15 protein-coding genes and 1 pseudogene are annotated in these 18,278 nt (G+C 71.0%); 6 read left to right on the plus strand and 10 right to left on the minus strand.

Annotation, left to right across the window (positions count from 1 at the left end):
- Positions 1–865: 865 nt before the first annotated feature.
- The 3 genes from PUR71_RS06950 (at position 866) to PUR71_RS06960 (ending at position 5,990) form a co-directional block, all read left to right on the plus strand.
- Complete coding sequence (locus PUR71_RS06950; protein ID WP_329925453.1) at positions 866–1,288, plus strand: helicase associated domain-containing protein; 423 nt, start codon at positions 866–868, stop codon at positions 1,286–1,288.
- A gap of 65 nt (positions 1,289–1,353) precedes the next feature.
- Positions 1,354–3,624: a serine/threonine-protein kinase gene (locus PUR71_RS06955; protein ID WP_329925454.1), complete on the plus strand. Its 2,271-nt coding sequence runs from the start codon at positions 1,354–1,356 to the stop codon at positions 3,622–3,624.
- A 2-nt stretch (positions 3,625–3,626) separates the two neighbouring features.
- Positions 3,627–5,990, plus strand: coding sequence for a protein kinase domain-containing protein (locus PUR71_RS06960; RefSeq protein WP_329925455.1), 2,364 nt, complete (start codon positions 3,627–3,629; stop codon positions 5,988–5,990).
- A gap of 287 nt (positions 5,991–6,277) precedes the next feature.
- Here the strand turns inward: PUR71_RS06960 and PUR71_RS06965 are convergent, their stop codons facing one another.
- The 4 genes and pseudogenes from PUR71_RS06965 to PUR71_RS06975 all read right to left on the minus strand — a co-directional run bounded on the left by PUR71_RS06965 (position 6,278) and on the right by PUR71_RS06975 (position 8,508).
- Entirely contained in the window at positions 6,278–6,526 is a 249-nt protein-coding gene (locus PUR71_RS06965; RefSeq protein WP_329925456.1) for a hypothetical protein, read from the minus strand.
- Positions 6,527–6,676: 150 nt separating this feature from the next.
- Positions 6,677–6,802: pseudogene (locus PUR71_RS41145) on the minus strand (DciA family protein); the annotation flags it as partial.
- Positions 6,803–7,013: 211 nt separating this feature from the next.
- Positions 7,014–7,661: a hypothetical protein gene (locus PUR71_RS06970; RefSeq protein ID WP_329925457.1), complete on the minus strand. Its 648-nt coding sequence runs from the start codon at positions 7,659–7,661 to the stop codon at positions 7,014–7,016.
- Positions 7,654–8,508, minus strand: a complete 855-nt coding sequence (locus PUR71_RS06975; protein WP_329925458.1) for a hypothetical protein — start codon at positions 8,506–8,508, stop codon at positions 7,654–7,656. The genes PUR71_RS06970 and PUR71_RS06975 overlap by 8 nt, the downstream gene beginning before the upstream one ends.
- A gap of 257 nt (positions 8,509–8,765) precedes the next feature.
- On the opposite strand from PUR71_RS06975, the gene PUR71_RS06980 reads away from it, so the two are divergent.
- Entirely contained in the window at positions 8,766–8,978 is a 213-nt protein-coding gene (locus PUR71_RS06980) for a hypothetical protein (protein ID WP_329925459.1), read from the plus strand.
- On the opposite strand, the gene PUR71_RS41150 is transcribed toward PUR71_RS06980, so the two are convergent.
- The 3 genes from PUR71_RS41150 to tap are packed head-to-tail and all read right to left on the minus strand — an operon-like array spanning position 8,890 to position 12,288.
- Entirely contained in the window at positions 8,890–9,417 is a 528-nt protein-coding gene (locus PUR71_RS41150) for an AbrB/MazE/SpoVT family DNA-binding domain-containing protein (protein ID WP_443077402.1), read from the minus strand. The genes PUR71_RS06980 and PUR71_RS41150 overlap by 89 nt on opposite strands.
- 40 nt (positions 9,418–9,457) lie before the next feature.
- Positions 9,458–10,012 carry a telomere-protecting terminal protein Tpg gene (gene tpg, locus PUR71_RS06985; protein ID WP_329925460.1) on the minus strand — a complete coding sequence of 185 codons (555 nt, stop codon included), beginning with the start codon at positions 10,010–10,012 and terminating at the stop codon, positions 9,458–9,460.
- A gap of 8 nt (positions 10,013–10,020) precedes the next feature.
- A complete protein-coding gene (gene tap / locus PUR71_RS06990; RefSeq protein WP_329925461.1) occupies positions 10,021–12,288 on the minus strand; it encodes a telomere-associated protein Tap in 2,268 nt (755 codons plus the stop codon).
- A 569-nt stretch (positions 12,289–12,857) separates the two neighbouring features.
- On the opposite strand from tap, the gene PUR71_RS06995 reads away from it, so the two are divergent.
- Positions 12,858–13,073, plus strand: coding sequence for a hypothetical protein (locus tag PUR71_RS06995; protein WP_329925462.1), 216 nt, complete (start codon positions 12,858–12,860; stop codon positions 13,071–13,073).
- A gap of 368 nt (positions 13,074–13,441) precedes the next feature.
- On the opposite strand, the gene PUR71_RS07000 is transcribed toward PUR71_RS06995, so the two are convergent.
- A complete protein-coding gene (locus PUR71_RS07000; RefSeq protein ID WP_329925463.1) occupies positions 13,442–13,579 on the minus strand; it encodes a hypothetical protein in 138 nt (45 codons plus the stop codon).
- 248 nt (positions 13,580–13,827) lie between these two features.
- Between PUR71_RS07000 and PUR71_RS07005 the strand changes: the two genes are divergently transcribed.
- Complete coding sequence (locus PUR71_RS07005) at positions 13,828–15,906, plus strand: pentapeptide repeat-containing protein (protein WP_329925464.1); 2,079 nt, start codon at positions 13,828–13,830, stop codon at positions 15,904–15,906.
- A gap of 71 nt (positions 15,907–15,977) precedes the next feature.
- Here the strand turns inward: PUR71_RS07005 and PUR71_RS07010 are convergent, their stop codons facing one another.
- Both PUR71_RS07010 and PUR71_RS07015 read right to left on the minus strand, forming a co-directional pair.
- Positions 15,978–16,634: an immunity 49 family protein gene (locus tag PUR71_RS07010; RefSeq protein WP_329925465.1), complete on the minus strand. Its 657-nt coding sequence runs from the start codon at positions 16,632–16,634 to the stop codon at positions 15,978–15,980.
- Between the two features lie 290 nt (positions 16,635–16,924).
- Positions 16,925–18,148, minus strand: coding sequence for a hypothetical protein (locus PUR71_RS07015; RefSeq protein WP_329925466.1), 1,224 nt, complete (start codon positions 18,146–18,148; stop codon positions 16,925–16,927).
- Positions 18,149–18,278: the final 130 nt, after the last annotated feature.

The raw sequence follows: 18,278 nt of genomic DNA on the forward strand, positions 1-18,278 counted from the left end.
GCACGTTGAGCCGGTGCCCGACGGTGACGGCGGGACGGTGGAAGTGAAACTCGGGGTCTGGATCTCCAACACGAAGACCCGCCGGGCCAAGCTCACTGAGGAGCAACTCGACCAACTCGCCGCACTCGGACTCCACTGGCGCTGACCGGCAGCGGTCAGCAGGGTTCCATTTTCCGGGGACTCAGGATTGGGTGGCTGCCAAAAGCTGGAACATCGGCTGAAGAGGCGTGCGGTCCAGCGCCAGGTGCTGGACCCGCTTCGCCTACCTGTTCCGGTGCCCCCTACCACTGCCGACGATCGCGAAGGCAGGTGCGATGTAGCCGGCGGCTTCAGGCGGCGTTGCTGAGCCGCTGAGGATGAGAACGGCTCCGGCGACCAGAGCCAGGGTGATCACGGTCAGGGCGCTTGTGTCGAAACTGACAGTATCCCTCCGCAGGGATGGTGTCTTACGCTGGGAACGCACAGGTACTGCCTCCTACAGGGAGCTAGGTGCCGACAAGAAGCCTCCGGCCGCTCACCGCCAAGTAGTGGGCTGGGGGCTTCTTTTTTGCTGCTCATATCCTGGGCTGCAGGCCGCCTGCTGCCAAGTCCCATCAGGGATATTTTTTGGATTCTTCGGTGTTGCATGCTTCATGGCGCATACTTCTATGGAAATTCCGAGAGATTTCCAAGGATTCGAATCGAAATAGTCGATTTTTGCCACACAATCACACGCAGTGCTTATCTCGCGCCTATGAACATGTGACTCCACCTCAATCGAACGTCGGCCCCGTCGACCCGAAGCTGAGCAAGCCCCTTCGAATCGAGGATCCACCGCGTTGGACAAGCCGGTCGGGCAGTGGCTGTCCAACCAGTGCGTCCCGGTGTGCTGGCGGATCTGCTGCCGGGGGTGACGATCAACGGGCCGGACGTGGGCCGGTGGCTGGAGCGGCAGCGTCAGCACATCGTGTGGCAGGGCCTGATGGACGCACAGCAGGGGCGCCTGGCCGCCCTCGGCATCCAGCCGGAGGCGCCGAAGAAGCCGCCAAGAGGGGCTCTGACGCCTTCGCATGACGGCCCTGACCCAGTACAAGGCGCGCACCGGGTCCGTGACGGTCCCCAGGAGCACATGGAGGACCTGGGGGACGAGCAGGGCGGCACTGTAGCGGTGAAGCTCGGCGCGTGGATCCCCAAATCCAAGAGCCGCCGCGCCAAACTCACCGCCGAGCAACTCAACCAGCTCGCCCTGCTTGGGCTCGACTGGCACTGCCCCCGTCCGGGCCCAGCGTCTTCGAACAATCCTGGATGATCGCCTGTCATGCCTGCACGCTTCGCCCTAGCCTGTGAGGGCTTGCGGGACGGGGAGGGGAAGCGGTGGAACAACTGGGACCCACGGATCCACGACAGGTCGGGCCGTACATCCTGATGGGGCGGCTCGGGGCCGGCGGCATGGGCGCGGTGTACTTGGGGCGCTCGGCGGGCGGGCGGAGCGTCGCGGTCAAGGTGATCCGGCCGGAGCTGGCCGAGGACGGGGCCTTCCGCGCCCGTTTCCGGCACGAGGTCGCCGCGGCCGGCCGGGTCTCGGGGGCGTTCACCGCGTCCGTCGTCGATGCCGACACCGAGGCCGCCACGCCCTGGATGGCGACCGCCTTCGTGGTCGGCGTCCCGCTGCAACGGGCGGTGACCACGCACGGCCCGCTGCCCGAGGAGACGGTCCGTACGCTCGCCGCCGGGCTCGCCGAGGCGCTCGACGAGGTGCACCGGGCCGGGCTGATCCACCGCGACCTGAAACCCGCCAACGTGATGCTGGCCCTCGACGGCCCGCACGTCATCGACTTCGGCATCTCGCGCGCCGCCGACGGCACCGGGCTCACCACCACCGGCTCCGTCATCGGCTCTGCGCCGTACATGTCCCCCGAACAGGCGATGGGGGCGCAGCTGGGCCCGGCGAGCGACGTGTTCTCGCTCGGCTCGACGCTCGCCTACGCGGCCCTGGGCGCCCACCTGTTCGGGGACGGTGCGGGGGCGGCGGTGCTGTTCCGGGTGGTGAACACCGAGCCCGACCTGAGCGGGTTGCCGCACGGGATCCGGCACCTCGTCACGGCGTGCCTCGCCAAGAACCCGGCGCACCGACCGACGCCGCGTCAGCTCGTCGAGCTGGTCGAACGGATCGGGCGGCCGGCCGGGGAGGGCGGCTGGCTCCCGCAGGCCGTCGCGGCGGACGTGCTCGGCGTGCGGCAGCTGCTGATCGCGCTGCCGAAGGCGCCACCGCTGCCGCCGGTGCCGCCGGAGCTGCCTCCAGGGGCGGCGCCGCAGGGCGCGGGGTCCGGGCGCCGCCCGGGGCGCCGCGCGGTGCTGCTCGGTGTCGGCGGCGTCCTCGCGGCGGCGGGCGCGGCCGGCGCGGTCGCCCTGCTGGGCGACCGGGGCGGCGCTGCCGGGGCAGGCGGCACACCGGCCGCCGGCGCGAGCGGCACGCCCGTCCCCCTGGTCCGCCCGTCCGGTGCCGACGTGGCCGAGGCCAAACCGCTGTGGCAGGTCACTCAGGCGAGTCCCAGCGCGCAGGTGCTGTGCGCCGACGGCGTGACGGTGTGCGTCTCCCTCCAGCACATCTGGGGTGTGGACGACAGCGGCCGGACCAAGTGGACCCTGGACGACATCACCGCCGGCGGCGTCTTCGCCATCGATCCGAACACCCCGTGCCTCGTCGCCAGAGCGGACGGCGGCCGGCTCTACATCCCGGTGGGAACGGGGTCGCTCGGCCCGGGGGCCGGGGTGCTCGGCGCGGTGAAGGTAGCGGGCACCCAACTGCTGAGCATCACCCTGGCCGACGGGAAGATCGACTGGAAGGCCCCGCTGGAGCAGACGAACACCACGGGCGAGGCCTTCTTCGCCGGAATCCGCGACGGCAAGGCCTACCTGCTGGGCGCGGGCGACGGCAAGGACCACGGCATCCTCCCGACCGGCAGCCACGTCTGGGCGGTGGACCTCGCCGCCCGCCGGACCCTCTGGTTCCACGGCGAGGACACCTTGATGGTCCAGTCCGCGCTGCTGCCGGGCGGCGACCGGCTGATGGTCACCAACTTCGACGAGCTGAGAGCCCTGGACGCGACGGGCGCGGTGGCGTGGTCCCGCAAGCTCATGGCGTTCGGCATCGCCGCCGCCGGGGGGTACTTCCTCGCCCCCGACGTTCAGGGCACGGTGACCGCGGTGGATCCGAAGGACGGCGGCCCGGCGTGGACCCTCGGCGGCGTCGTCATACCCTCCCTGCGCGGCGGCGGCCTGGCCACCGGCGAGGACGGCAAGGTCGTGTACTTCCTCGGGAAGGACACGGACGGAGGAGTCTCGCTCGCCACCGTGGACCCGGCCAACGGCCGCACCGGCTGGCGGGCGCCGCTGCCGCTCGACGATCCGGAGGCCAAGTTCCTCGGCGCCCGGCTGCTGTACGCCGACGGCACCGTCTACCGGATGGGCCCGGACGCGGTGCTCTGGGCCCTCGATCCGGCGAACGGCAAGCCACGCTGGAAGTACTCCGGGCTGAAGGGCCAGGACCCCACGCGGCTCGCCTGGGCGGCCGGCGCCGGACGGCTCTGCGTGTCCGACACGGCCACCGAGACGGTCACCGCCCTGCCCGCGAAGGGGGCCTGAGCATGCGCCGGCTGGAACCCGCCGACCCGACGTGGATCGGTCCGTACGCCCTGCTCGGCCGGCTGGGCGCGGGCGCGATGGGGTCGGTCTACCTCGGCCGGTCGGCCGGCGGGCGGACGGTCGCGGTCAAGCTGATCCGACCCGAGCTGGCCGGCGACGCACGGTTCCGGGCCCGCTTCCGGGCCGAGGTGGCGGCCGCCCGGGCGGCCTCCTCGGCGTTCACCGCCCCAGTGGTCGACGCCGACACCGACGCGCCCGTCCCGTGGATGGCGACCGTCTTCGTGCCGGGCGTCGCGCTGGACGAGGCGGTGCGGCTGGTCGGCGCGTTCCCCGAGCACGTCGTGCGCATCCTGGTGGCCGGGATCGCCGAGGAGCTGAAGAGTATCCACGCGGCCGGCCTGACCCACCGCGACCTCAAACCCAGCAACATCCTGCTGGCGCTGGACGGCCCGCACATCATCGACTTCGGCATCTCGCGCGCCGCCGACGGCACCGCTCTGACCGCCGAGGGCGCGATCTTCGGCACGCCCGCCTTCATGTCTCCGGAACAGGCGATGGGGAGGAGGGCGGGCCCGGCGAGCGACGTGTTCTCGCTCGGCTCGACGCTCGCCTACGCCGCCTCCGGCGGGACCTGGCCGTTCGACGGCGGGCACCCGCTGGAGGTCCTGCGGAAGGTGGTGAGCGAGGAGCCGGACCTGGCGGCGGTGCCCGGCGGCGTACGGCTGCTGATCGCGGCCTGCCTGGCCAAGGCCCCGGGCGACCGGCCGACGCCCCGGCAACTGGCCGCCTCCCAGGGCGCCGGGCCGCTGTCCCCGGGCACGTGGCTGCATCCGGTGCTGGTCTCGGCGATCGAGGAGGCGGCGGCGGTGATGACCCCGGTCGCGGCCCCGGCCCCGCTGCCGCCTCCACCGGTCGCGCCCACGGGGCCGCAGCCGCTGGTGACGACGGCCGGGTCGGCAGCCGGGTCTCCGACCGTCCGGCTCGGCCACACGACGCCTCCGCCCAGGCCCGGTCGGCGCAAGGTGCTGCTCGGGCTGGCCGGCGGGGCGGTCGCCCTGGCCGGCGCTGGCACGGCGCTCTATCTCACCCGGACGACCGGCCAAAGGGAGCAGTCCCAGGACTTCCCCGGTTCGCAGAACCCGCCTCCGACTCCCGTGGCGGATCCGAGCGACTACACCCGTTCGCTGGAGACCACCGTCGCCGCGACCCCGCTGTGGACGTCGCCGGTGCCCGAACCGCTGATCCAGGTGACGGGAGACGGCGACACCATCGTCGCCGCCGGGATGAAGAGCGTGTGGGCCATCGACCGCGCGGGGCAGCAGCGGTGGCAACCGCTGACCAACTACAGCTCCCCGCACGGGATCGGCGGCGGCGACAGCCCGGTGGCCGTCGGCGGGGGCACGGCCTACGTCATCGGGTACACCAGTCCCGGCGACCTGAGTTACGTCTTCAAGGCCGTCGACCTCGCGACGGGAACCGTCACCTGGACGCTCCCCAAGCCGGACCTGCGCATCGGCGCCTCCGCCTCGGTGGTCGGCCTGCTCGACGGCCTCGTCTACGTCCGCGGGGACGCGTCCCTCTTCGACCCGAAAGACCCGCTCAAGTACAGGTACGGGGCCGACTTCGTGTGGGCGGTGGATCCGGCGGCCCGCCGGATCCGCTGGCAGAACCTCCACCAGCGTGACGAGGTGGGCAGCCAAGGCCGCCTCTACCTCCCCTCCTCCGGGTCCCGCCTGCTGTTCGAGAGCGCCTCCTACAACCTGGAGACCCTCAAGAAGGCCGGCCGGCTGGAGGCGCTCGACGCCGGCGACGGCGGAAAGAGCCTGTGGCAGCAACTGGCCCCCGGCACCGGAGCCGTCATCACCAACCTGTCCTTCTTCTGCGACGGTCCGCACAGCTCCGCCGCAGGCCGGTTCCTCTACCTCGCCGACCGGCTCTACGCGGTGGACCCGGCGGACGGAAAGGTGGTCTGGCAGTCCCCGGGCGAGTGGGCCTTCCAGACGGCGGTGGCGAGCACCGACGGCGCCACCGTCTACGCGGCCGGAACCCACTACGCGAAGGTCCGCACGGTCGTCCAGGCCCTCGACGCGAAGACCGGTGCCGTCCGCTGGTCGGGTTCCCTTCCCATGGGGATGCTCCAGGACATGGCGGCACATTTCTCGGACGACACCCTCTACATCTGGATCCACGGCAAGGTGTGGGCCCTCGACCCGGTCACCGGCTCCCCCCGCTGGACGTTCGACTTCCATGCCAGCGGCGGCACGTCAACACCCGTCCCGTTCTGGGCCAGCGGCGGGCGGATCTACGGCCCGACCGACAACGGGCTGGCGGCGATCGCCGCCGACGGGAAGCCCGCACACAGCTGAACGCACCACCTGGCCGCCTGAAGGGTGTCAAAACTCCGATCAGGCCGCTGCCGGGGCCTGATCGCGCTCGCGCAGTACCGGGTGCGGACCGGCTCGGTGACCGTACCGCGCAGCCACGTCGAGGAGATCCCCGACAGCGACGGCGGGACGGTCGAGGTGAAGCTCGGGGGTGTGGATCTCCAACACCAAGACCCGCCGGGCGAAGCTGACCGGTGAGCAGCTCGAGCGGCTCGCCGCGCTCGGGCTCGACGGTAGCGGTCGGCGGGCGGGCAGTGGAGGCGTCCTGGTCACGCGGCACCGGAGAGGGTGGCCGGTTGGTGCGCAGCGGGACGGCGTGACCGCGGGCGACCGCCAGGGCGGCGGGCGAGGGCTTCTCGGGCTCGGGCGGTTCGGGCCAGGGCCTCCTCGTCTTCGACGCAGGGGCGGTGGGCTTCCTCGGGTTCGCGCAGGCGGTTGTAGTGCTGGCGCAGGATCTCCTCCTTCGCGACAGCCTGTTGGTCGAGCGCGGCCTGACGGGCCTGGGCCTGGTCGCGCATCTGCTGGCGGAGCTGCTGGTAGACGGCGTTGTCGGCGAGCGGGGGCGCGCTCGGCGCGGTCGCCGGGGCAGTGCGCTGCCGGGCCGGGGCCGGTTCGACATCGGGAGCCGGAGCGGGAACGGCGGCCGCGCCGACACGGATGTCGATAGCGCGGACGGTGTCGGGCCTGGCGGCGTTGAGCTTGGCGAGGAGCTGGCGCTGCTCCAGGCGCAGCTTGGTGGCCCAGGCCGGGGAGTCGCAGGCGATGCGCAGGGTGCGGGTGTCGGCGTTGAAGCCGACCGGGTCGCTCGCAGGGTCGGCACCGTGCCCGCAATGCGGCCAGGCGGGCGGCCGGGGAGAAGGTGCGGTGTGCTCATAGCCGGAGGACTGTCCGGTGGGTCATGGCCGTCCGTCGTGGGTCGGTCGTCATTCCGGGGCGACGGCCCGGGGCGGCCGGGCGCGCTGATTCACCGGTCCGGCGGAGCGTCGGAAGAGGGAAGGATAATGATCAATCTCGTTCTGCCCTCGGCAGTCCTTCGAGGGCGGCAAGAATCGGCCTGTCCATGTTCAAAAGCCGGTTCGATGCCATCTCGATGGCACGTCCGTCCGGGGTGCGGATGGTGATCCGTACATCGGGCCTTTCACTGAGATAGAAGCTCACCACCGCGGTCAGTCGGGCGACCTGATGAGGGGCTACGCGCACGGTCAGCACAAGGGTGGGCCACTCATCGTTCCCGGGAGGGGGCGTGAGCCTGCTCGGGATGCCGTAGTCCCCCAGGTGCCGCTGAAGGTGTCGCATGGTCTCCTCGTTGTCCGTTTCAAGGGAGACACGATCGAACTGTGGTGGCTCGGGGGACGTGGTTGCGGGATCATCCGGCTTGGGGAAGCTGATACCCCAGTCATGGAGAAGCTCATGGGCACGGCGTAGGGCAGCCTCAGGGGTGCTGTGGCCGATGCCGTGCAGTGCCTCCGATAGCTCGGCCATCGCTTGCTTGGCCGCGGTGTCGTCTGCATGGGTGAGGATGCTGCGTAGTTCGACAATCCGTCGGACGGCGGCGGCACGCGACGCCGAGGTGCTTGCACGCAGCCGACGAGCCCCGGGAGAGCCGAGGGAGGACCGCTCCAGAAGCGCGTCGAAGTCCTGGTCGTCATCCACGCTCGCCACGCTCCTCATGCTGCTTGGCCTTGGTCCGCCACCGGTAAAGCAGGCCTTCCACGGCCCGTACGGTCTTGGCGTCCAGGACCTCGCGGATCTCCTCCTGCGAGTAGCCGTCGATGGTCATCGCCACCGCCGCCCTCACTCTCGGGTCGTCGAGCCCTTCGATGTCGGTGATCACTCGCAGGTTGCCGAGGACCTCGTCGGCGACGCTCAGGGTGCGGAGGGGGTCCTCGTAGACGGCTTTCTGCCGTCCGAGGACCCGGGATTGTCGTTCCTCGCTGGTCCGCCATTGGCGGAACTGGTTCGGGAAGTCGTAGGCGCAGGCGCCCATGAAGTAGGTGGTGATGCTGGCGCCGCCGTCTAGCCGCCAGCCGCCCTCGACGAACGCTCGCTGACGGAAGCGGGGCAGGGCGAGGGCGACGGTCATGGTGGCCAGCTCCTCCCTCAGGTCGGTGTTGCGGTGCAGCTCCTCCAGCTCGAGTTCGTGCGGGTTGAGGCCGAACCCGCGCTGGGCGACGAGCTTGAAGACGTACCCGGAGTGCATCCAAGCCCGCAGCACCGCGATCCCGTACCGGACGAGCTCGTCGACGAACCGGTCATACCGCGGCCCCTCGAAGCCGTCCTGCGCCAACAACTCGACGATCCGCTGGTCGGCCATCCGCTGGTCGATGTTCTCCTGCTGCTTCCGGGCCTTCCGGCTCTCGCGGGAGTTCTCGGCGTAGAACGCTTCCAGGATCTCGGGGGCGACGGGCGCGCCGAGGTCGCGTTGGCCGGGCCGGTCTGCGGGTTGTAGGTCCCGGGCGAGCGCGGCCGCGACCTGCATGCCCGCGTCGTCGCCCTGCATCGCCTCCCCTTTCGATCGTCTCCTCGGCCCGTTCAGAGTGAAGGGGCCGATTTCGGCCCCGGCCCACCCCACTCGCAAGCTCCCGGACTGCGCCGGAACCGAGTTCGACCCCTTGTAAGTGGCCGTCCCACGGGTACCCCACGGACTTTTTCAAGATTCTTTAGAACGGCCCCCGGGCGAAGTCGTCCGTGGGGTACCGGGCCCGGCACGACGTAGAAGTGGGCGTCTGAATCACCGACAGCCCGATGGAGAAGAACGTGAGTTCGCCCACCCCGACCCCGGCCTCCCCGCCCGAGCCCGACCCGTTCCTGACGGTCCGCACCGCCATCATCCTCCTGGCGGCGGCCTTCATCGGCCTGATCGCCGGTGGGCTGACCTTCCTCAGCGGCGGGCCCGCCGCCGGCGCGGTCCTGGCCGGCCTGACCGGCTTCGGGTTGAGCGTCCCGGTGCTGCACAAACTGATCCGCTGACCACCGGAACGGCCTCGGGAGAGGGAAGGATGGGTTCCTGGGTCAGGTCTCCGCCGCCGGCGAGCAGCCGGGCCGGGCCGGCCGGGAGGTGGCCGTCGAACAGTGGGGTGAAGACGGTGCGCAGCCGGGTCCGCACGACGTGAAGCGGCTCAATGGTGATCGTCCCGTCGTCCGCGACGCGGACCGAGACCGTGTCGCCCGAGGTGATGTAGGCGGCCTGCTGGACTTTCGCGGGGAGGATCAGCCGGCCTCGTTGCCCGATTTTGGCGGTGGTGACCACGGGCTCCTTCGGTGTCGTGGGCGGCACCGAAGGAGCCCGCAGACCGGACGCACTCTCGCCGTCGCGACCAGTAGCGACGTCACCCTCTGGACCCGCCCGGCGCCCTGGTACCGAACGCTGAGCCGGGCAACTCAACCGCCCACTGGCCAACTGAAGCACTCAGTCACAGTGGTTCATCGTGTATTTCTCCGTCCGATGGTCAGTACTGCACGTCGATCGCTTGAATTCCGGTGAATTCGACTTCCAGTCCCTGGGCGCGTCCGCCGTCCTTGAAATACACCTCCTGGAATCCCTCGGCCATGATGTCGCGCATCTGTTGGTCGCTGGCGCCCTGGTCCTGGGCGGTGAAGAGGCGGTCGGCGTATTCCGGGGGGAGGTGGACAGTGAGGTGCCGCAGCCGGGGCTCGTCGGTCGTGCCGACCGGGGCGGTGTACCCGAAGTAGGCCCACACCTCCACGGTGATGCCGCCGGTGGTGGCGGCCTTCTTGCGGGCCTGGCGGCGGATGCCGGGCTGCCACACCTTCTGGAGCTCGCGGATCAGGGCCTCGCGCAGTGCGGCGCGCGGGTGCTTGCGCTCGCCCTTGAGGTAGCGCCGGACAGTGTTCGGGTCGACGCCCAGGGCGGCGGCGACGGCCTTCTTGTCGCCTTTGGCGGCTTTGACGAGGGCCCGCATCTGGGCCTGTGCGGACTTCGGCAGGGGCTGGGTGAAGTGTTCGGGCGCGGCCCGGTCGATAGCGTCGGTGAGCTCCTCCACGGCCCCTCCTACTTCCCGTCGACGTCGTTGGAGTCATAGCCCTTGATGTGGCGGGCCGGGTTGACCGGCTGGTCGCGCTCGAGCCAGTCCACGACGGTCAGCATCTGCTGCACGCCCTCGACCTTCGCCAGGCCGGGGGTGGCGCCGAGGCGGAAGGTGCCGGGCAGCACGCCCTTGCCTGAGCCGGTGAGCGGCAGGAAGTCCAGCGGGCAGGCGCCCGGGGAGGCGTAGACGACGCAATCATTATTCACGCCGAGCGGGTAGCGGCCGTTCGCCTTCGCGACGTTGGCCATCTTGCGGTGCATGTTCACCCGCGCCTTGGCGATGACCGCCGCCCGGATGTCCGGGCGCCAGGTCTCGCGCTCCAGCGCCGGCCACGGCTCGCCCTTCTTGTAGCTGACGCCCTGCGGGCGCTCGCGCAGCTTGCCGATCCCGAACTTCACCGTGCTCTTCACCGCGGACAGCACCATGGCGATCTGGTGGTGGCGCCACGCGGCCGCAGCGAGCTGGTCGTCGCCCATCGCCGCCAGGTGCCCGAGGCCTTCGGCGGCGAGCGCCTGGCGCAGTGCGTCCAGGTCGGCGCCCGCGCTCTTGAGGAGGCGGTGGGCGGTCATCGCGGCCAGGAACTGCCGCTCGTCGGCGTCCTTCTCGACCGGGATGCCGGCCTCGGCCATCGTGGTCACGTACGCCTCGCGCAGGCGGTCGTGCCACGGGTCCAGGTAGGCGCCGGCTTTCTCCCGCAGGTACGCCTCGATCGGCTGGACGTCGTAGCCGAGCTCGACCGCGTACGCGACGGTCGGGGTGGCGTACCAGGCCGGGCCCGTCGGCGGCTTGCCCGTCGGCGTGAACGGGGAGGGCAGGCGCGGGTCGGTCGGGATGCCGGAGAGGTCGACGAACCAGGAGCCGGGCGCCTTCTTGTCGAAGGTCGGCCGCTGGATGTGGACCGGGCCGGACAGGCCGACCGACAGGCGGGCGGCGGCGGCGAGGTAGGCGGTGTTGATGTCGATGCCAACCGCGAACGGCTCGATCATCTCCGCCTCGGAGAGGGTCTCCACCGGGCGGATCCACTGATACGACTCCTCGTCCAGGAAGCCACCGTCCCAGTCCTGCGCGGCCGGGTGCTCCGGCGGGACCTCCGGCGGCGCCGCCTCGACCACCTCGGTCAGCGCCCCCGGATTCGGCCCCGACACCCAGCCGCCGGTGGCCTCATCGCGTACCGCTCGCGTCGGCGGGCGCAGCGCGGTCATGAGTTCCAGGCCGCAGGTCGCGGTGGAGCCGCGGGGGGTGATCACGCGCTGGGCGTAGACGCCGAGGACGCGGGCCAGGTCCGGGGCCGGCAGGTCGGCGGCGTCGCCCCAGGCCCGGGTGTCCAGGGCCCGCCACGGCAGGACGGCGAGCTGTACACATTGGCGGCGGCCGTCCTTGACGGGCTTGTAGATCCGCGCCCACGGGCCGAACCCGCGGCGGGTCAGCTGCCACTTCGAGCGGGCCAGCGCCTTGACCACTTTGTGGTCCTCGGGCAGCCGCTGGGAGCGGCGGGTCGCCGAGTCGTCGTCCAGCGTGGCCGGCAGCCCGAACTTGGCGGCGGCCGCCGCGGTGAGCACAATCAGCGGGTCGCCGTCCTTGCCGTTGCGGTGCAACCTGGCGGTGCCCAGGCCGGACTCGGCCAGCGCCCAGGTGACCAGCTGCGCGAGCGTGGTCGCCGGGCACTCCAGGATGAGACCGCCGACCCCGTAGGCGACGCCGTCGCCGTCCAGGACGGCCAGCGGGCCGTTGGGGAACTGGCCGTCGAAGTAGGGAGCCGGGCGCGCCGCGCGGCGCAGCGGCTGCCCGCCCGGACGCGCCGCAGCAGGCCGGGCGGCTGGGACGGCGGGAGCCTGCGGGGCGACCTTGGCGGCCTCTTCCACCGCATCGGCAGTGGGATCCGGCGCGGCCTCCACCGGCGTGGCCGGGGCGGGCGCCGGTGCGAACGCGGCCGGCACTTGGTCGACCGTCGAGGCGGCCGGAGCGGTGTCCGGGGCGGGGTACTTCGCCGCCCAGCCCTCCAGCAGCCGCACGTACGCCTCCAGGCGCGGCGGCTTCGGCTGGCTGCGGCCGTTCTCGTAGTTCTTCACCGTCTGGGTCGTGGTCTGCAGCGCCTTCGCCAGCTGCGCCTGGGTGACCCCGGCTGCCTCCCGAAGACGTGCCCGCTCGGCCGGCTCCGGCAGCTGCAGCCCCGGCTTGGCGCCGGCCAGTAGCGCGTCCACTGCCGCGAACAACTCGTCCTGCGTGGGCATGAAGCCTCACCTCCAGGACCAACCTAACATACCATTAGCCATCTCAGTTAGCTGCTTTTATACACCCATTAATTTAACTCTTGTTGAGCATGATTTTCAGATAAATGCTCGCTGGTCCCTCCAGTGCGCAAAGAGCTCCAGCCAGTGCCACCGAGCCCGGCTCGGCACCGCCCACCCCGCGTCCGGCAGATCCCCAGCCAGGTCCTCCAGCGCGATCCGCACCGCCAGGTCCAGCCAGCGCGGCCTGTAGCCGTAGTGCAGCAACAGCTCGGCCTGGTGCCCGACCCAGCCCGGGTGGTGGCGTTCGTCTCGGCTCTCCTGCTGGACAGCAGCACTGCCGGCAGCGGGGAGCGCCCCTTCTACCGGGAAGCCGGGGAGAACGTGGCGGAACTCATCAACCGCCTCTCCCCCCTTACCTGCCCGACCACATCGGGCGCGGGAGCCGGCCGTGGCTGTTCCACCTCGCCCACAGCCGTGACTGGTTCTACCTGCGCCGGGCCCTGAACCCGCTGTCGGCCGACGACGAGACGGTCCAGGTGCCTATGCGGGTGGGTGAGCAGCGAACCGTCGTGGACCTGCTCAAGCTTCACGGGATGAGTGCCACCGACCCCCTCGGCGGTCTCAGCCAGCAGCTCGGCCGAGACCTGGAACGCCGGATGTTCTCCGGTGCCGTTCCCCCGCAGAGCGAGATCGCACGAGCGTCAACCGCGCGTTTCAAGAGGCAGCTTCAGGACGTGGAGGCGCGGCGTCGGCAACGAAAGCAGCAGCGGGACGAAGACGACTGATGCGGTCCTGACCGTTCGCGTCGGCGCCGTGAAACCGGTCCGCTGCCCGCTCGGGGGTTCGGGCGCGGACCGGTCCCTTCCTAGTGTGTGCGGGCGGGCGCCGCGCTGCTGCCCGGGGTTGGTCCCAGAGGCGTGCATGAGCATCTGGGAGCCGGACGATCCCGACCTGACCCCCTGGTGGGCCGAGCGGTGGATCCCCTTCGCAGGCGGCGACGGAGACGACCACTTCATCGAGGCGGGCGCCGGCATGTGGCACCACCACATCGGCTACGCGCACCACACCGAACACGGCCGCTACTCCGGCTGGCCGACCCTCGGCGCTTTCTCCAAGGCGTGGCCGAGGCCCTGGAGCACATGGAGAACCGGCACTACGGCGGCACGGTCTCCCGTCCCATGCTGAACGAGGACGGCGAAGTGTACTGGTAGAAGGCCGTGGAGGTTTCGCGATCCCCGATGCCGTTCACCGCGGCCAGAGTCTGGGCGTCGGTGGCGCGGATCGCCGTCATGGAGCCGCTTCTGCGACGTCCGGGATCAGCCGATCGCACACCACGCAGCCCAAGAGCGAACGAAACTCGTCTCCCCCCTACGATCGGTGAATGACCACCGGGGATCGGCGGTGTCCGCAGTGTGCGAAACCGCCGAGGAGCAGCTGCGGGACATGCGGGTCCCGTTCCGGCCGAGCGTTCGTGCCGCGAGGCAGCCTCCGGCGCACCTCGGTACGCGCCCGCCGCCATGCGGTGGGCGCAGCGCAGCGGTGGCCGATCCGATCGTCGAGCTTCAAGGAGTTCCTGTGTCGTTTCTGATGCGCGCGCCGAGAGATTGCGCCTCGTGGACCTGGGATCTCGAAGGCGTGAAGGAAGCGGGCCTGGAGTCGGCGCTGGCAATCGCGGCGCAGATGTCCGGCGTGCTGCGCAGGCACGGCCTGCTAGTCCCGGGCGCGCTCGAATGGTCCTGGTTCCAGGTCGGCAAGGGCGGTCTTGGCATCCACAGCCGGCTGAGCCTCGTGTCGCGTTCGCTGGAGGAGCCGACGCTGGCGGAGGAGATGCGGGCGTGCCGACCGTGCGGTCATCTGCAGGCGGAGATGGGCGCGGTCACCGTATTCGGGGACGGCGAGTGGATTGACGCGGGCGGCCACCGCCGTAGGGAGTACCGACTGGTGGAGCTCATGGTGTCGCCCGGCAACCTGGGTCCATGTGCCGAGCTGTCCGTCCATCACGACATCTGGGGCGAGTGTGATTTCCGCGGCCGGCCGCATCCGGCCGTCCAAGCGAACAACGCGCCCCGGCTCGCAGCCGCGCTCCAGGAGCTCGACGGGCTGCTCGGCGTCGAGGCCGAACCAGGCGGAGCAACGTACTTCGGCAAGGCCGAGGGGCATGGTCTCGAAGCCCCTGAACTGATCGACGGGCTCGGGCCGGATCTCACCGACGGAATCGGGCAGATCGTGACGTCCGGCATCCCCGACAGGCGGTGCCCCAAGACCCTGCCAGGGGACCGGGCGGCGGCCGACCGGCTCGGCGCCTGGGCGATGGCCTCGGGCCGCGAGGCACTGGAGGCCGTCGGCCTCGACCTGCGCGGGGCCGACCTTTCGGGCAGGGACTTCACCGGAGCGTGGTTCACCGACGCCGTGCTCGCCGGCGTCTCGCTGGTCGGTGCCGAGCTTTGGCGCGCCCACCTGGAAAAGGCCCGCCTGGACTTCGCGAACCTCGCCGGGGCGAGCCTGGTGAAGGCCACGCTCGACCATGCCACCCTGAGCTCCGCCTGCCTGGACGACGCCGACTTGACCTCAGCCTCCCTGGCCGACATCAACGCCGCCGGCGCGACGTTCCGCCGGGCCGACCTCACCAACGCCAGCCTCCTCCACGTCGACCTGCGCGGCGCCGACCTCTCCGGCGCCACCACGGCGAACACCTCGTTCGCCGTCCACGTCGACGACCACACCGTGCTCCGCGGCCTGACCGGCACGCTCTTCGGCCCTGTCACCCTTGTCGCCGGCGACACCGAGCGGGAACTCGACGGCCTCGCCCTCCAGCGGTGGCTCACCGAACGCGGCGCCGACGTCGAGGTCCTCAGCGGCTTCACGTACTACGCCCGGTTCGACGAATCGAGCACGAGCTCCCGGGAGAACCCCTACGGAATCGTGCGGCGCAGCCTCGTCGACGGCATCGACGTCGACGAGGCCTTCACCCGCAACCTGCGCTGGGAGCCGACCGAGTACCTGCGCCTTTACTACCTGGGGCACAACGACGACGACCACACCGAAATCACCAGGGCCGAGGCTGACGCCTTCATCAAGCGCGTCACGCGGATCCTGACGACACCGCGGGCCCGGGCAGTGGTCGAGCGCCTCACCGCCATCGACTGGCGGGACGATGACATCGCCTCCACCCATGCCGCGTCGCGCTCTCGCCTGTTCCGCGAGCACCTGCGCCGCGCGGCACTCTGGACGAAGGCGTACCAGCCCGCCGGCGAGTGGCCCGTCGTCGACCTGGCCACGTCCGTCGACCCCACGGTCCAGGTGGACGCGGAACTCGCCGCACGGCTCGACGCGTTCCTGGAGGCCAACCTCGCAGACGTGCGGGCGAAGGCCCTGTGCCGCGCCGCGGTGCGCTGGGCGACCCTGCTCGACACGACGACGGTACGGGTGCCTGAGCTGGACGACCCGTACGAGCCTCTGCTGCTGATGCTGGAGCGAGGCGGCTGGTGCGGCCTGGTCGTCGAAAACCGGGTCGCCGACTTCGCGGTGGCACGCGTTCCCTTCGGAACGTGGCAGGACCACCTGAGCAGGGAACCGGTCGCCCAGCTCGACCAGTCCACGCTCGACGCCAGCGACTGAGAACCAATTCCAGGGCGCACACCCGATGCCCGACCGCGTCCCTGCGGTCGGGCATCGGGTGCCCGGGCGGCCTACACTGGGAACTCGCCCAGCCAGCCGCCGGAGAGCAGGTACCTGGGGATGTACGGCGACTCCACGTCAACCGGGAACTTCCGGTCGAACGCCACGCACGCCATCGCGAGCGGCCACAGCGCGAGCGCACCGTCCAGCTTGGCCGCCCAGTCCTCCGCCGACCAGTACGTCTTGTGGAGGTCGAGCGCCTTGCCGAGGGCCGGGGCGGACTCCTCCTCCCGCCCCCGCACGACCAGGTGGAAGAGGTGGATCGGCGGGTACATCAGCCCGTCCAGCACGCCGGGCGGGGTGACGGCGGCAGCCGCGGGGCTCGCGGCCTCGATCGTGGCGATGAGCTTGTCGACCACGCCGGGCCGGCGGAGCCAGTAGCTCTGCTGGACGTCGATCCAGTGGTAGACGTACTCGTCGTACACACCCTCCGGGGACCGCAGCCGGTCCAGGGGGATCTCGCACAGCTGCGTCATCCGCTCCCGTTCACGGCAGACGAGGGCCAGCCAGAAGGCGCTCAACCAGTGGTCCGCGTCGGCGTACGGCTGCGGGCCGACCGCCGGGACGGCGCGGGACCGGCCGTTGACAAAGCACTCGTGCCCTCGCTCGCGCCGGTCACGGCGAACAGCGCCGAGCCGAGCTGCATCGCCGTGACCGCGGCCTTCCATGTCTCCAGCCTGGCCCCCTCCGGGTCGGCCGCGCAGTGGGCCTGGAGCGCGAGGACGGCGGTGCTGAACGCGAAGTCGATCATGTCGGCGGACTCTTCGAGCCCGTCGACGCGTCGGTTCACCCGCTCGCTCAGCCGGTCGGCGAACGCCTGCCCATCCGGCCGGGGCTCAAGGTGGCGGACAACGGTCACGGAAGGGTCCCCCGGTCATGTCGATTCGTCAGCAGGGAAGGCAGCAAGTACCGCGCCTGCGTTCCCCGGAAGCACGCGCGGGCGGGCGGGCTCGCGCCCTCAGAGGTGCACGACCTGCCCGGAGGTGTCCAGCCAACCCCAGTTGACAGGGGCGTACCGCTTCTTCAGCGCGAGGCGCCCGGAGCCGTAGGCCTTGAGGGCCGTCTCGACGGCGGCCGGCAAGGTGTCGAGGTCCCGCGGCACCGGGACGCGCAGCAGCAGGCGCTGCTTGCGGTGGAGCAGGAGGATCTCTCCGACCGGGGTGCATTCCAGCAGCTCGAAGTTCTTCAGAGCCGTGTAGGGCTTGACCGCGCTGGACATGCGGGCGCGCAACTGGCCGTCGGCAGTCCAGGCGAACAACCCGTAGCGGTTGAGGTGGTACGCGCGGCCACGGTGCGAGTCAGCAACCACGGTGAAGTCAAGGCCAGTGAACGGGCTGTCGTCGTGGCGGTGCAGGCCCTCCAGGCGGCCGCGCAGGGTGCCCTGGTCGTCGAGGAGGGCAAAGGAGAACTCCTGGCCGCGGCTGCCCGACCGGAACGTCCGGCCGAAGACCGGGACGACGAAGAGGTCGTCGCCGAGGGCCGAGGGACGGGTCATCGTGCAGTCCCTGTAGCCGTAGAGGCTGTCGGAGGTGCCGGTCAGGGCCGTCAGGAGATCGGTCAGCGCGGGCGAGGGCCGGTTGTCCCGCCACACCGGCGCTCCGCCGAAGACGACATGAGGATGCCGGTCGACGTCGGTCTGGCGATCTGTGTCCGCGTGGAGACTCGCGATGGCCCGCAGGATGGGCTTGGAGCCGGGCGCGAGCGCGGTGACCGGATCGGAGACAGCGACGATGTTGGGGGTCGCGCCTGCCCACTTGAGCCCGTACTCCGAGGTCGTGCAGAGCAGGCGGCCGGAGGGCGTGACGGCGATCGAGGCGGCGAAGGGGTCGCCCTTCCTGGCCTTCTCCTCCTCGAAGCCCCAAGGCATCGGCCACGTGGCCAGCACCTGGCTCAGGTCGGCCGAGAACACGTGGGTGCCGCCCGGGCGCACGGCGAGGGCGATCGTCCCGTCCGGGAGGACAGCCAGGGTGTCACCGCTGCCGTCCGGGATGATCGCCGACGGGGTGCCGTCCGGCCGGGGACCTCCGAACACGGCGGTCACGACCGGCGTACCGTCGGGTGCGTAGCGGGTGAGGAAGCGGAAGTTGAGCCCGGCGTGGGCGGGGTCACCCGGATCGCCCCCGCCACGCCACGGGCGCCAGACGGTGGAGACCACGTAGGTATCGCCGTCCGGCGTAGCCACAGCGTGCTGCGCGGCCCACCCGCCAACGGCGGAGTCGAGACGGTACGTGTCCGCCAGCACAGCAGGCAAGGTCAGGGGGAGAGTGAGCGGCCGAGTCATGCCAGAGATTCTGCCCACGCCCACCGACAGC

The organism is Streptomyces sp. SP17BM10 (assembly GCF_036322405.1).
Taxonomy (GTDB): Bacteria; Actinomycetota; Actinomycetes; order Streptomycetales; family Streptomycetaceae; genus Kitasatospora.